Origin of the sequence: Peribacillus sp. RS7 (genome assembly GCF_041956845.1) — a bacterium.
In the GTDB taxonomy this organism is placed as follows: Bacteria; Bacillota; Bacilli; order Bacillales; family DSM-1321; genus Peribacillus.
In genome coordinates this window covers 4,017,020-4,031,295 of the sequence record NZ_CP168135.1, presented here as the reverse complement: position 1 = coordinate 4,031,295, position 14,276 = coordinate 4,017,020, and the positions used below count along the sequence as shown (strand labels likewise).

Here is a 14,276-nt window from a genome sequence, read left to right as displayed (position 1 = left end):
AATATTGTTATTTTGAAATCAATTGGAGAGCCGTACGTAATACTTCCTTGCCGTTACATGATCCATAATGCATTGGATTGATTGTATCTACCGGTACCCCTTTCTCATCCCCTATTTTCTTTATATCATTAAGTAAATAACGAACTTGTGGACCTAAGAGAATAACATCCACTTCATTAATATGGTTTCTTACTTCCATAGTGGCAACAGCCTGGATTTTTACGTTCAATCCTTCTTCCGCCGCCGCTTTCTCCATCTTATTAACCAACAAACTAGTGGACATTCCTGCTGAACAACATAATAGTATATTCATTCCATATTCCCCCTTAAAAATGAGTTGTATTCAAATGGTACAGGTTATTTAATCAATCTGAATGTTCCCCATGGCTTAATATAATCCATTAAAAAATGTTCTTCTTTTACTACATGGGCAACTGCATTTTTTCGTTCATCCAATGGCATATCCCTTAAAATGACTTGAAGTTCACCTTTGTATTTACCAAAAGAATCATTGCCGATGAAAACTGCCCCTTTTCGCTGTGGGATACTTTCCCGGATTGCAAAATCTTCATTCTTATATTTTTTCCGAACCTCCACTGAACGGACCATATGCTCACTGATATCACCACGGCGAAGGTGTAATTCATCCAATACAACTTTTCGCTCGATGGATGACGCATCCGAATGGAGTTCCACTTTCAGCTCGATCATGTCACGTTGTAACGACCCCAGCATTCTCAATTCGGCTTCACTCGCGTACGCATTCCCGATAATTACATCATCAATTAAACCAGTTGCCCACAGATGCTTTGCTTGTACATCGATTGAAAGTTCTCGGTGCTGTTCTAATGTGCATAATCCATCATTAATACTCCAAGGTCCTATATCACCATTTTGTGAACTAACAAATGCTGCTGTACGAATGCCCTGTTCTTTAAAACGTTTACTGCAAGAGATGAAGAAGTCATAAGGAAGACCTGTGAATTTTTGGGGATAGAAATTATGACAGCCAATCATTTGATTTTTATTCCCTTGATGCGTCAGGATATTCGATAAATAATCGACATCATTACTCATATTCAATTCAATTTTCAATCCATAAGGATTGTATGTCATTTTAGCTTCTTTTAAGCCATCGAATCCAAGGTCTAAACGAACACCATCCGCACCCAATTCAGCGAAAAAACTTAAATCATCATAACTAATATCAAACTTGTCGAAAATAGCTGGAGCAACATCCAGAATGACCTCCATATCTAACGTTTTCGCATAAGAAATAATATTTTTATATTCTTCGATAACAATTTCATAAGGTTTTGAAACCGATAATAAACACGTGAAAATTCGTTCAAAACCATAGCTATGTGCAAGTTTTATATATTGCTTGTCTTTATCCGGTGTAGAGTGCTCCGGATAGATTGAAATTCCCAATCTTCTCATAAGCTATCATTCACTCCTTTTCTACTTTCTTTCCATCGAGCCCGCTTAGCCTGTAAACCCATTAAATAGTCACGGTAGCGGGAGGATACCATTACAGAACAAATGATCGTTGGTACAATGACAATTAAATAATAAGTCGATCCCAATGCACTAAACAGAATGATGGAAAAGCTAATGATTAAAATAGACAGGCCGACTGATTTCCATGGTGTTAAATTTTCACCTAGCGCTGTACGGGAAAATATGATTTGGGCACCTACAAATGATAGGATTGCAAATATTATTTCAAGCATATTTGATGCCTGCCTTCTTTTCCTCTGGTCCAGCTTCTATTTTATTTTCATCACGCAAATGCTGCTTCTCGAACATCTTGAAAAATGGAAAATAGATCATTAATGAGATGAAGAAGTTCAATAAAACCAGAACCCCGGCCATGATTGTCCAATCTGTACTGATTACTGCTGCAATTGGACTAAAGACCGTAAACGGCAGCTTAGCCATTATCATAGGTATTAATCCTAATTGAAAGAATGTGTAGGAAACTATGACATTTACCAATGGAGCAACAATGAATGGAACCATTAAAATGGGGTTCATGACAATTGGCGCTCCAAAAATGATAGGTTCGTTAATATTAAAAATCCCTGGAACAAAGGACAGTTTACCCAGCTCTTTCAAATACTTCGATTTTGAAAACAAGAACAGTACAACAAGCGATAAAGTCGAACCTGCACCACCAATCCAAACGAACCATTGAATGAATTGTTCGGTAAATAAATTGGGCAAATTCGCTGCATTACCCGTTCTTGCAAATGCATCCATATTCTCGAGAATAGCCGAATCCCACATTGGCCGTATGATCGGACCTAATATTGCAGGTCCATGAATACCCAGAGACCAAAAGAAAACGATGAGAAAGACAGTAAGCAGACCTCCTATTAAACTATTTCCAACCAATAGATTTTTGAGAGGTGACACCAAGGTAGTGATGATTGAGTTAATGTCAAAGCCTAAACCATACCGAATGCCCCAGAAAAGAAGGACCACCACTAATGTTGGTATCAAGGCTGCAAAGGAATTCGATACCATTGGCGGAACGCTTTCCGGTAATTTGATTTTTATATCGCGTTTAATTAGAAAATGAAAAATTTCAACGGAAATCAGGGATGTTACAATAGCTCCGAATAAAGAGGCTGCACTCAAAGAGCTGATGGGTAACCAGCGTCCCGCTTCTATCACCCCTGGAACAGATTCCATTACCTGGGTAGGCACAACACATGTGATCAGAAAGGCTAAGACTGATAGAAGGCCTGCACTGAGTTGATCTAATTTATAATGGCCAGCAAGAGCTGACCCCACCCCAAATGCTGCATATAAAGCCATAGCTCCCACTGTAAACCGAAACGGCACATCCAAAGCAGCACGATAAGGAGCAATCCATTCATCATATCCATCAATTGGAAAATTCAGCAGAATTACAAAGAATGATCCAATGATCGTCAATGGAAGTGTTGCCAGAACGCCGTGCCGGATTGCCAGTAGATGTCGTTGTGAACCAATTTTATTTGCAACTGGCAGCACCTTCGCTTCGAGTAACCCCATAAAATTATTCAATAACTTTTCCCCCTTTTGATTAAAAGTCTGAAAAAACACATAATTCCAATAAATAAACATTATAACGTTATATTGATTATGTCAACATTTTTATTGAGAAATTATGGTCCCCGTTACAAACTTTGAAATCATAGAGAACTTACTTAGAAGTACAGTGCCTTCCAATAAATAAAAAGGAAATCCCTTTCGTGGATTCCCTTTAACAATGGAACTTTTTATACTCTTAAGACTATTCCTATTGGAAATTACCGCCCTACTTCTCTAAAATGTTCTTAAAATGCGTGAGTGTACGTTATTCAATGATTTCCCCAGCTTTTTACACGCTATTATTTATGGAACCAATTTGATGAAAAAACATCTAAAGGTATAATAAATAAAAGACCGTCTGGTCAGTTGTTTTATAAGGAGCGAACCATATGGAATCAAAAGCCAGTATCAAGCGTCAACATATCTTAAAATCTGCAACAGAATTCATTCTCCAAAATGATTTTAATTCATTAACTTTAGACTCTGTGGCAAAACAAGCAGGAGTCAGCAAAGGTGGATTATTATATCACTTCCCAAGTAAGGAAGCTTTGATGATCGGTTTAGCGGAATATATTTTCGAAAAATTCAATATACGGTTTAATGAACATGCAGAGAACGTAGACCCTATTGAAAAAGGTAAATGGTGTCGTGCATTAATCGAAGTTTCCAAATGGGATTTGGAACATAACGCCGAATTGAATATTGGAATAATTGCTGCCTCCATGTTAAATCCAGATTTATCTGAGAGCATTTCACAAAGTTATCAATATGTTCAAAAGAAAGTGGAACAGGATAATATTGATCCGATAACAGCAACCATTATTCGATTGGCAATTGATGGTCTTTATTACTCAGAACTTTTCAATATAGCCCCGTTGGATGAAGACTTACGTGAAAAAGTGATTCAGCAATTAATGACTATGACAAAATAGGCAAATCTAGATTTTCATCTGAATGTTTAGAATAAAAAGCGTCACCCACTCTTTTTTAAATATACATCCCATGATTGCGGGGGCCTTTATGCTCTCTGATTCTTTCGATTCTGTACAAGCCCATTCCTACATACATATCCCTGCATTAATATTTGTTTACCTTCAATTGTAGGTATATAATTGATAAAAAGACTAAAGGTGGAACGACCTATTAATTCCGAAACGAGAAAACCAATAAACATTACACTCAATCCGTATTTGACTAATAGACTTACTAACCTGGTTGAAGAAAGAAATATCCCCATCGAAAGATTGATGGACAAAGCTGTAGACTTGCTGCTTGAATACATGGAAGATAACGATACCGTTAATGCGCAGGTGAAATACAGTAATAACGAACCGATTGAAAAGAATAAAGAAATGATTGCAAAAAGTAGGGAATTCATTAATAAAAAACAAGCACTTAACCTCTAGGTAAAGTGCTTGTTTCATCTTATTAACCTGTTTGCTTTCTGCATTAATCCCCTTGATCTGGAGATGGTGCTTCCAACAACACTGAATACATTATTCGTTGATGTCCCACTGCGGATTCCAAACTACTTCCCATAGGTGCCCATCCGGGTCTTGAAAGTGTGCAGAGTATCCTCCCCAGAAAGTGTCATGTGCCGGATCGGTTATAATCGCGCCAGCTTTTCTTGCTTGTTCCAATACGATATCCACATCTTCCTTGCTACCTACATTGTGACCAATGGTAAATTCAGTAGGACTTGCCGGGGACAAAGAGACCTTGGCCTCATGTGCTATATCCTCTCGACCCCATATGGCAAGCTTAAGGCCTGCTTGTAGATCGAAAAAGGCAACGGCGCCATGCTCAAATTCTTTGCCCACTATCCCTTCTGTTTGAAACCCCAGGCCATCCCGATAGAATTCCAGTGATTTTTCCAAGTCATCCACACCTAATGTAATGACAGTAATACGTGGTTTCATGATCGGCTCCCTTCTTACTTTATCCCCTATCATTCATTCCCAATTCCTGAAACTTATTAGACAATAATAAAATTGAGTAACTTTGTTCAAACCAGACCAAAATGAAAGCGTTTTTTTTGTAAATCTGAACTGTCTTCCTGTATAGTAGAATGATTAACTAATCAAGACGAATAACATTTACTACTTGTAATGAAACCGAAAGGAAAAGCGATTACCAATGATTTCATTTATCCTCACCTTGAAACGTTTCTTAAAAGCGCTTTGGTCCGCTTTTAAATTGAAGAACTTCCAAGTTCTTTTCGTATTGGTCATGGTTATGTTATTTTCCGGCACCATCTTCTATGTTAAGCAGGAAGGTTTAACTGTGATTGAATCCCTTTACTTCTGTGTTGTCACTCTTAGCACGGTTGGACACCCGAGTTTTGAACCGCAGACAAACTTCGGAAAAGTGTTTACAATGATTTATATTGTAGGCGGCACCGGATTGTTCATGGGCTTAATAGGATACCTTGCATATGCCATTATAAAGAAACCGGAAAACGAGAGCAACAGTAGCGAAATCTAAATGAATAGGAATGCTTATCAAAATTGGCATTCCTATTTGATGTCCTAGTTCAAACCTTCACTACTAGTACTCTGCACATCATTGATCTTACTATACGTATAAAATTGTCTCTTTTCCCCGTGGATTTACTACAAAAAAACAGGTGCTTTAATGACCCAAATCCCTCTATTTATTCGTCCTTTCTGTTGGCAAGTGTTTGTCTACGATTTGCAAGCTAAACGATAGACTTTGCGAAAGAGTTATACTGGGCCTTACCTCTTGAGGGGATACCCCAACATTATTGTCTCTGTCCGTTCCACCCAAATCGGAAATCTAACAGTCAGATGAATATATTTTCAGGCTGATAATGCTTTCATTAAACAAATTTTCATTGCCATATTTGATCCACATCTCTTTTAGATTAGTATCAGTATGTTCAGATTTAAAGATTAATTGCACTTGTTTTGAAGGTTTTGCACCAGAACCCTACACAAAAACCCTCGATAATTCCTATTGGAATCATCAAGGGCACTAAAGCGTCTATGAAAGATATTCTATTCTGGATTTAACTTAATTGAACCGCCGTTACCAGACGGTTTTCGGAAAGGTCGGTTGTTAGCTTTCCTTTTAAATTTCTATAAATTTACAACTCTAGAAGATGATGATATATTTTTAACGGGTTTATCAGGTTTAGTAAAAATGCTGAAAATAAGACTGGCAATTAATAATAAAGTGGCAGTCATTATAACAGAGTAATTAAATCCGGTCTTAATGTTATCGCCTGCAGATTGGACAACAAAACCTGTTACAGCTGGGCCAATAATTCCTGACAAGTTTGCAAGCCCTAGCAAAACACCCGACATTAATCCTCTTCGTTCAGGAAGTAAGTGATTCACAATCTGGGGTGCAAGTGGGAACATACCATTTACAAACGCCATTCCCAAAAATAAGGCAATAATTGCTCCAAATTCATTTTGGATTAATGTTGTAGAGTAAAAACATATAGCTGCTAATATTAGAGATGGTCCAGCAACAAGCACACGGGATTTTCGAAGATTTTTTGTCTTTTTAAGTAACCGATCTGAGATAAATGAGATAAGTATACCACCAATAGCAGAACCAAGACCTATGAACATAACTGTATAGCCCATCTGTGTTTGTGTTAAATGCACAATTTTAACAAGATAGGTCGGCATCCATATAAACGACCATGTGAGAATCCAGTAAGCCATGAATAGAGCAAGGCAAGTAAAGATAAAAGTTGAAGATAGAAAAAGTGGATATATCTCTGACCATTTTACTTTTTCGGAAACTATGGTAGATTCACTTTTCACTATATTTCTCTCATTTTTCCCTTTAAAAGTTAATAGCCACAGAACTGCCCAAACCAGGCTTAATACTCCTAAAAAAACCATTACCATTCGCCAACCATAAATTCCAATCATGTAAATAAGAATAGGGACCATAAATTTAGCGAGCATGCTTCCTGTATTCATAATGGAAATCGCAAGGCCTCGCTGTTCAGGAACGAAATGTTTGCTTATATGGCTAATAGCAGTTGCATGAAACGGTCCTTCAATAGCACCTAGAAGGACACGACACATAACTAGCATTGGCAACCCATAAATTGTCAATGCTCCAAACTGTACTATTGACAAACCAATAGCCATGAAAACGAGCATTTTACCCGTTCCAATTCGATCTGACAATGCAGCTCCAACTATAGACATTATTGAAAAGAACCAAAAGAAGCTGCTTCCAACTATACCCCATTGACCATAGTTTAGATCCAAATCTTCCATAATAGGAATAGCTGCGTACCCGATAATCGCCTTATCTGTAAAGTTAATCAAGTAAAGAACAGACAAAAAAGCTATAACAACCCATTTTAATTTCATAACAGTAAACACATCCTTTTTTGATAATAAAATGATATTGGTTCAATACATGAGACAACTTAGATAAGGAAGCACAATAGACTTTATTAATTTTAATTAAGATCAATACGGCTGGATTTTTTATCATAATTTAAAAATGAAAGCGCTTTAATTTTCGAGAATTATGAATATAAAGTGTAATACTCATCTGTGATTTTAGTAGTAGGGTTTAAGAACATACCCTATTGTGTAATCTGTAGAGCCTATAAATAGGGACTCTACAGATTACACTACAAATTGATAGCACCGTATATGAATGAAGCAAATACTACTAATCCAGGGTGTACTTTCACTTTTTTTCTTTAATAAATAACTGCCTATTCCTATTTGAAAGTAAGATTAATAGAATGATTGAAATGCCATCATTCCAAGAAGCACCGCAATTGTCGGTTTAACATAAGCGTCATGCGTTTAACTTGCGGATAAGCTCCAAATTTATACAGAAGAACCATTAGAGTTAGCATGTGTATGAGAGACGGAGCAACTGTTGCAAATACTGCTGCCAGGAATGAGCCAAGGTATCCACCTTCTTGAAATCCGATGTAGATTTCCATCTTTGTTGCGATTGGACCAGGTAACGTATATTCAATCCCTAACACTTCGCCAAATTCCTCATTGTCATCTATTTAAACGCTCTACTACCTCTTCTTGAACGAGAGGAATCGTTGTAGGTCCCCCACTATATCCAAGCATGCTGCTGCGAAAAACGCGTCAAAAATGTCTAGTTGTTTATTGAAATTAATCCTTTACTGTGGATTACCAACTGGCAATTGCCCCATCTGTCCTTGATTCTGTGCCACCAATCAGTACACCTGTTTCAGGATTTCGCCATATAATTTGACCCCGTCCAAACGAACCTGAGTCTACCGCCACTTTAATATCATGGCCTTTTCGTACTAATTCTTCTGCAATGTGGGATGGGAATGTTTTTTCTACTTCAACTGTTTTTTCATTCTTCCACTGCCATCTTGGTGCATCTAAAGCAGCTTGAGGATGTAAGTGAAAATCTATTGTATTCATAATGACTTGAACATGCCCTTGCGGCTGCATATATCCTCCCATTACACCGAATGGTCCAACAGGTTGATTATCCTTCGTTAAAAATCCTGGAATAATCGTATGGTATGTTTTCTTACCGCCCTTAAGGCAGTTATAATGAGTAGGATCAAGGCTGAAATCATGTCCTCGGTTTTGTAAGGCAATTCCTGTTCCGGGTACTACAACCGCAGAACCGAAGCCCATGTAATTACTTTGGATAAAAGATACCATGTTGCCCTCTCCGTCTGCTGTTGCAAGGTACACTGTTCCTCCACGTGGCGGTACACCTGGAGCTGGCATGCATGCTTCACTTCCAATCTGTGCTTGACGCTGCTGGCCATACGAAGTACTTAATAGCTCTTCTGCAGTTACACCCATATGCTTAGGGTCTGTAATGTATTGCTTTCCGCAAGTATAAGCAAGTTTCATTGCTTCGATTTGTTTGTGGTATGTATTTGTTTCTTCTTTTGCTGTAAAATCAAATCCTTTTAGTATGTTTAGTGCCATAAGAGCTACGATACCTTGTCCATTTGGTGGGATTTCCCAAACATCATAGCCGCGATAGTTTACTTTAATGGGATCAACCCACTCTGGTTTAAAGTTTCCTAAATCATCTTTTGTTAAATAGCCCCCGTAAGTCGCAGAAGCTGCTGCAATTTTTTCTGCAAGTGCCCCTTTGTAAAAGCTTTCTCCGTTTGTTCTTGCGATTTCTTCTAGTGTGTCAGCGTGGTCAAGAGACGACCATATTTCTCCGACTTCAGGTGCTCGTTCCTTAGGAGCAAAGGTCTCAAACCAAGCTTCGAACTCTGCTCCTGTACATTCCTGTTTATATTGTTCAAATGCCTTTTTCCAAAAGCGACCTAGCGTAGGTGAAATAGGAAAGCCGTTTGCAGCATATTCAATTGCTGGCTTCATAACTTCTAAAAGCGGTAGTCTGCCAAAACGTTTTGATAATTCTACCCAAGCTGCCGGAGCACCTGGTACAGTTACCGGCAGCCAGCCGTACTTTGGCATACTTTCGTGTCCATTTTCTTTTACCTTCTCTATAGAGATATTCATAGGTGCTGGACCGCTTGCATTTAGTCCGTGTAATTGTCCTTTAGTCCAAACAAGCGCAAAAGCGTCCCCCCCAATTCCGTTTGAGGTAGGCTCTACTACTGTCAAACAAGCAGCTGTTGCAATGGCTGCATCAATCGCATTACCGCCTTTTTTCAAAATATCTAACCCTGCTTGTGCAGCTAAAGGCTGAGACGTAGCGACCATTCCATTCTTGGCATATACTACATTTCGTTGTGATGTGTAAGGTGAATAATGTGGATCTAACTGTAAAGCCATTATAATACCCCTCCCTTTAAACGTAACATCACTCATTTTCAAGTAAAAAATAACAAAACGAACGAAAAAAATGTTTTTTCTAACGTTTGTTAATTAAAATGCAATTTTTCATTAACAATTGCACGATTTCAAAATAACTATATACTATTTTCCGGAAAAACAAAACATATTTTTACAAAAGTTTTTAATTTTCAATAAAATCACTTAAAAAAAATAAACTCCCCGATTATAAGAGGAGTTTATTATAGTTTTAATCCTGATCTGCTTTTGAAACGACGTAGTAAAATATGACTTTCCACTCGAGAAATACCTTCTATCCCGTATAGTTCATTATTGATAAAGAATTCCAAGGAAGAAAAGTCCTCAACTAAAACGTGCATATGTAAAGTACTAGGTCCTGTCATTTGGTAACAGCTTGCAACACTTGGATTTTTAGCTAGTTTTTCTGCAACTTTCACTAAGTCTGCAGGTTCGCAATCCACTTCAAAAAAGGCCGATACTTTTTTACCTACAGCTTCAGCGTTGACAACAGCGCTGATTTTTTCAATAACACCCTTTTCCATTAGTTGCTGCACACGATCACGTGCAACATTGCGTGATAGATTTAGTTCTTTTCCTATATCCGAATACGAAGTTCGACCATTTTGCATTAATATCTCTAAGATTTTTATCAGTATCGTTAATTTCCATCTGCTTCACACACTTTGCCTAGTGATCGGGATTCCTAAGACAAGCATCTTGAATCGGTATCCCTTTTTCTGTAATCATGTACCTTAAATCATTATTATCTTTTGCAACCTCTACCCGAATGCCATAATGGTGCAGACTATTTGCCAATAGATGCCCCACCCTTTTAATATATCGTATACACTTTTAAATCTGTCTACTAATTATATCTTCAACAGCTTTTAAGCTTTAGTGTAAACTATAAATCTATCGTTTACTTAATAGTAACAGAACGAGATCGTCGTACTTTCATTAATAAATGATGTTAATCTATTCTTAAGCGACACGGCATTCGAAGTGAACAATATATATTTCTCTTCAGTTGTTTTGATCATGATTCTGTCCGTGGCAGGATACGGAGAACCGATTCTAATCGCACTCTTCCCTTCTCCCCCGTACGTATCATCATTAGTTAGTGTTAAGATGTCCGAGAAGGGAATTGTCACCTTGGAAAACTGCCATTTAATGATCAAATTTTCATTTATTTTTTCAATTCGAATCCCAATCAAAATAAGTACCTCCTTAAAGTGTCTGGTTAATTTTAACATTCCTTAACCGTTTTTTCACCTTCAGGTTTTGAGGAACCAAATTCTTTACTTACTATAGCTTTTTATCCATTAAAAGGCCCTTCTCGAATGAGAAGGGCCTTTTAATGGATTGCATTTAACCTTCAAGCTCCTTTTTCTTTTTCAAGAGTTGTAGGAATTCCCTATCCAATTCCTCTTTTTCCTCTTCATTCATAACGCTGGACAGTTTTCCAAGTGTCTCGATGATTTGCACTTCAATCATAAGAAATTCAGCCTGTTTATCTTGATGACCTTCCTTGCCAGTATTCAAATTTGGTGATTCTTGATTTACAGCCCTTACTCTCGGAGTTTCATCTTCAAATGAAAGTGCATGTGTTGCAAGTGATTGAATCAATGAACGATCATGAGTCACAAAAATGATGGTTCCTGGATATGCTTTTAACACTTCGGTTAAAGCCTCTTTAGTATGAATATCCAAGTAGTTTGTTGGTTCATCCAAAACCAGTACATTATAGTTTCCCAAAAAAACTTTTGCTAGCGAAGCCCTGACTCTTTCCCCACCGCTTAAGACTGTTACTTGTTTGTGAACGTCATTTCCTTTAAAAGCTAATCGTGATAATACTGTGCGAATAAAGGCTTGATTGTAGGGACTATCCTCCAAAACATTTTCAAGTACCGTTTTACTTTCATTCAAATTTTCTTGTTGTTGTGCAAAAAAACCTACCTTTGCTGGCTTCGCGACATATAAATCTGCATGTCTTTCCACTATCTTTTTCAGCAATGTGGTTTTTCCTGAACCATTTTGACCATTGATGGCGAGTCTGCATGCTAGGGGTACATCTCCATAAATATGTTGTTTCAACATTCTAGATCCGACGCTCAGGGAACAGCCATTAAATCGAATGACCCTTTTGCTGCGCAGAGATGGAAATTCTGAAATATCAAAGATGATGGGGGTATCTTCCTTAGGTTTTTCTTTTTTTGCTAACTTATCGATTCGAGTTTCAATCGCTTCAGCAGAACGGTTCAATTTCGCCTTCTGTTTTCCAGAGCTGCGTTTATGGAGCCTTGCTTCTGAATTGCCCATTCGTTTAGGGGCTTTCCTGATTGAATCAGATTTGGCTTGGAGGTTTTGTGCAGCCTGTTTCAACCTATTCTTTTCGCGAGTATACTCTTCATATTCCTTATTTTCCTTTTCTGTTTTTGCTTGCTTTTGTGAGGTATATGCTTCGTAATTCCCTTCATATACAGTAACCTTGCCTTTCTCAACTTCCCATATTGTCGTACACAGATGATTTAAAAATGATTTATCATGTGAAGTAAGCAATATTGCGCCATTAAATGACTTTAAATCCTTTTCCAATTGTTCAATTCCGAATACATCTAAATGGCTGGTAGGTTCATCCGCGATCAATACATCCGCATTGGAAGTCAACGCGGCGGCAATTTTTCTTCGAGTACGTTCGCCGCCACTTACCATTTCTTGATTCTCATTGGGCAGTTTCCATATACTCGTTAACTCCCCGCTTATTTCTTGTTCAGTTTCTTCTATCTGTGGGATGTAACTGACTGTCCCATAGCTCTCTATATAACCGGAATCAGGTTCCTTAACGCCTGCCAAAATAGAAAGCAGGGTCGTTTTACCTTCTCCATTTTTACCAACCAAGCCAATACGATCATGACTGTATAGATGAAGTGAATCAACGGAAATAACTTCACGGTTCCCGTAGCTTTTCTTTAAATCATTAGCTTTTAAAAATAACATGTAAAATCCCCCTCTATTTTTCTAGAGAGAGATCGCCTGTTACTAAATTCATATACATAAACCAAATATACCTCTCCGATTTCGATAACGGAAAAAGTATTTGTATATGAATTAGTACCTATAAATGAACAGACGAATCCCATCTCTAAACATAATCATTAAAATCTCACAAGGTATCTAAAAAGAATCTTGTTCAAATGAAAAAGTGATGCTCACTTTACTCACCAATATCAGGAGAGCTAACAAGCGTACTTCCATTGAACATCCTAACCGTTTACACCCAGTGAAATAGATTTAGATTTACTGTTTATTAGATAAGATTACTGCTTCATTGTATGAGGTACCTTTTCCTTCCAATGTAATGAATTAATGATTGCATAGTATCATATGTTTGTAAAGCTTGATTGATGCCCGTTTTCCTTAGTGTTCATGTTAATTGGGCTCTACATGGACATGAACATCGTACACTCCATGATCTTTCATCATCACTTTTTCTACATGGGTCGCTATATCATGAGCTTCTTTAATATCTAACGTAGAATTGACAAGGATGACAACATCAATCACTTCATTATTCCCGTAATTTCTCCCTTTAATTTCTTTTATCCCCTTGACCCCATCCACATTTGTAATTACATCCTTATAAAGATGAATTTTATTTTCATCGAATCCGTCAGAAAGTTCATGAGAGGCTTGACTGAATATATCCCAAGCTGTTTTGCATATTAATAGTCCAACAATGATTGCAGTCAGGGAATCCAGCCAAGGCATGTCTAATTGGGAGCCGAAAATCCCTATAGCTGTTCCGATACTTACCCAAGCATCGGAAATATTATCTTTTGAAGCTGCCATAACGGCTTTACTATTAATTTTGAGAGCAAGTTTTTTATTATATCGGTATACAAAATACATGGCTATTGCAGATAAAACGCCTACATACCCTGCAATAATGTCAGGTGATTCCTTTCCACCTTTAAGCATGGAAGCAACTGCATCTATTAAAACTTGTACACCAACGGCAAACATAATAAATGAAGCTACCATTGAAGCAATCGTTTCACTTTTCCAATGACCATAACCATGATCTTTATCCGGGGGTCTTTGAGCTAGCCTTAAACCGATCAATACAGCAATCGATGCGATAATATCAGTGGTATTGTTCAAACCATCCGCTTTTAAAGCGGCTGAGTCACTTATGTATCCTATAGCCAGTTTCATGATAGATAGACAAATATAAGCAATTATACTAATGATTGCACCACGTTCGCCTAATTTGAGGTCATTATACTTCTGTTCTTCCATTCAACTTCCCCCCACAATTAAGTACATGAATATAATATCAACTTAAAAATGGGTGGGTCTATAGCAACCTTTTTGTATCGTTTTATATAAGTAAGTGATAGA

The 14,276-nt window shown here is 37.6% G+C and carries 15 protein-coding genes and 1 pseudogene; 3 read left to right on the top strand and 13 right to left on the bottom strand.

Translation table 11 applies throughout. The annotated features are described in order from the left end of the window. Window positions 1-7: 7 nt before the first annotated feature. Genes ACDZ29_RS20245 through ACDZ29_RS20230 form a run of 4 tightly spaced genes read right to left on the bottom strand, consistent with a single transcriptional unit; the run spans window position 8 to window position 3,054 of the window. On the bottom strand, window positions 8-313 hold the full coding sequence (locus ACDZ29_RS20245) for a PTS sugar transporter subunit IIB (protein ID WP_375088468.1): 306 nt from the start codon (window positions 311-313) through the stop codon (window positions 8-10). Between the two features lie 44 nt (window positions 314-357). Next, on the bottom strand, window positions 358-1,440 hold the full coding sequence (locus ACDZ29_RS20240; RefSeq protein WP_375088467.1) for a DUF871 domain-containing protein: 1,083 nt from the start codon (window positions 1,438-1,440) through the stop codon (window positions 358-360). Continuing rightward, window positions 1,437-1,733, bottom strand: coding sequence for a hypothetical protein (locus ACDZ29_RS20235; protein ID WP_375088466.1), 297 nt, complete (start codon window positions 1,731-1,733; stop codon window positions 1,437-1,439). Before ACDZ29_RS20235 ends, ACDZ29_RS20240 begins: the two co-directional genes overlap by 4 nt. Next, window positions 1,726-3,054: a PTS sugar transporter subunit IIC gene (locus tag ACDZ29_RS20230; RefSeq protein WP_375088465.1), complete on the bottom strand. Its 1,329-nt coding sequence runs from the start codon at window positions 3,052-3,054 to the stop codon at window positions 1,726-1,728. The genes ACDZ29_RS20235 and ACDZ29_RS20230 overlap by 8 nt, the downstream gene beginning before the upstream one ends. 416 nt (window positions 3,055-3,470) lie before the next feature. Here ACDZ29_RS20230 and ACDZ29_RS20225 point away from each other — a divergent pair, with 416 nt between their 5' ends. Together ACDZ29_RS20225 and ACDZ29_RS20220 are read left to right on the top strand one after the other, a co-directional pair. Continuing rightward, window positions 3,471-4,013: a TetR family transcriptional regulator gene (locus ACDZ29_RS20225; RefSeq protein WP_375088464.1), complete on the top strand. Its 543-nt coding sequence runs from the start codon at window positions 3,471-3,473 to the stop codon at window positions 4,011-4,013. Between the two features lie 258 nt (window positions 4,014-4,271). Continuing rightward, window positions 4,272-4,487 (top strand): hypothetical protein, encoded by a 216-nt coding sequence (locus tag ACDZ29_RS20220; protein ID WP_375088463.1) that lies wholly within the window; start codon window positions 4,272-4,274, stop codon window positions 4,485-4,487. Between the two features lie 90 nt (window positions 4,488-4,577). Here ACDZ29_RS20220 and ACDZ29_RS20215 read toward each other — a convergent pair whose 3' ends face one another. Then, on the bottom strand, window positions 4,578-5,000 hold the full coding sequence (locus ACDZ29_RS20215; protein WP_289324551.1) for a VOC family protein: 423 nt from the start codon (window positions 4,998-5,000) through the stop codon (window positions 4,578-4,580). Between the two features lie 217 nt (window positions 5,001-5,217). Between ACDZ29_RS20215 and ACDZ29_RS20210 the strand changes: the two genes are divergently transcribed. Then, entirely contained in the window at window positions 5,218-5,565 is a 348-nt protein-coding gene (locus ACDZ29_RS20210; RefSeq protein ID WP_289324550.1) for a potassium channel family protein, read from the top strand. Window positions 5,566-6,179: 614 nt separating this feature from the next. Here ACDZ29_RS20210 and ACDZ29_RS20205 read toward each other — a convergent pair. From ACDZ29_RS20205 to ACDZ29_RS20170, 8 genes and pseudogenes are all read right to left on the bottom strand, one after another. Then, window positions 6,180-7,442 carry an MFS transporter gene (locus ACDZ29_RS20205; RefSeq protein ID WP_375088462.1) on the bottom strand — a complete coding sequence of 421 codons (1,263 nt, stop codon included), beginning with the start codon at window positions 7,440-7,442 and terminating at the stop codon, window positions 6,180-6,182. A gap of 401 nt (window positions 7,443-7,843) precedes the next feature. After that, the gene (locus ACDZ29_RS20200) at window positions 7,844-8,080 is read right to left on the bottom strand and encodes a chromate transporter (RefSeq protein WP_375088461.1); all 237 of its coding nucleotides are present in this window, start codon (window positions 8,078-8,080) and stop codon (window positions 7,844-7,846) included. 157 nt (window positions 8,081-8,237) lie between these two features. After that, a complete protein-coding gene (ggt, locus tag ACDZ29_RS20195; protein ID WP_289316934.1) occupies window positions 8,238-9,854 on the bottom strand; it encodes a gamma-glutamyltransferase in 1,617 nt (538 codons plus the stop codon). 242 nt (window positions 9,855-10,096) lie between these two features. Further along, window positions 10,097-10,544, bottom strand: a pseudogene (locus ACDZ29_RS20190) (Lrp/AsnC family transcriptional regulator). A gap of 18 nt (window positions 10,545-10,562) precedes the next feature. Beyond that, window positions 10,563-10,691 (bottom strand): hypothetical protein, encoded by a 129-nt coding sequence (locus tag ACDZ29_RS20185; RefSeq protein ID WP_289335752.1) that lies wholly within the window; start codon window positions 10,689-10,691, stop codon window positions 10,563-10,565. Window positions 10,692-10,798: 107 nt separating this feature from the next. After that, a complete protein-coding gene (locus ACDZ29_RS20180) occupies window positions 10,799-11,089 on the bottom strand; it encodes a hypothetical protein (RefSeq protein WP_375088460.1) in 291 nt (96 codons plus the stop codon). Between the two features lie 154 nt (window positions 11,090-11,243). After that, window positions 11,244-12,872, bottom strand: coding sequence for a ribosomal protection-like ABC-F family protein (gene abc-f / locus ACDZ29_RS20175; protein ID WP_375088459.1), 1,629 nt, complete (start codon window positions 12,870-12,872; stop codon window positions 11,244-11,246). A 432-nt stretch (window positions 12,873-13,304) separates the two neighbouring features. Continuing rightward, window positions 13,305-14,174 carry a cation diffusion facilitator family transporter gene (locus ACDZ29_RS20170; protein ID WP_289316937.1) on the bottom strand — a complete coding sequence of 290 codons (870 nt, stop codon included), beginning with the start codon at window positions 14,172-14,174 and terminating at the stop codon, window positions 13,305-13,307. Window positions 14,175-14,276 lie beyond the last annotated feature (102 nt).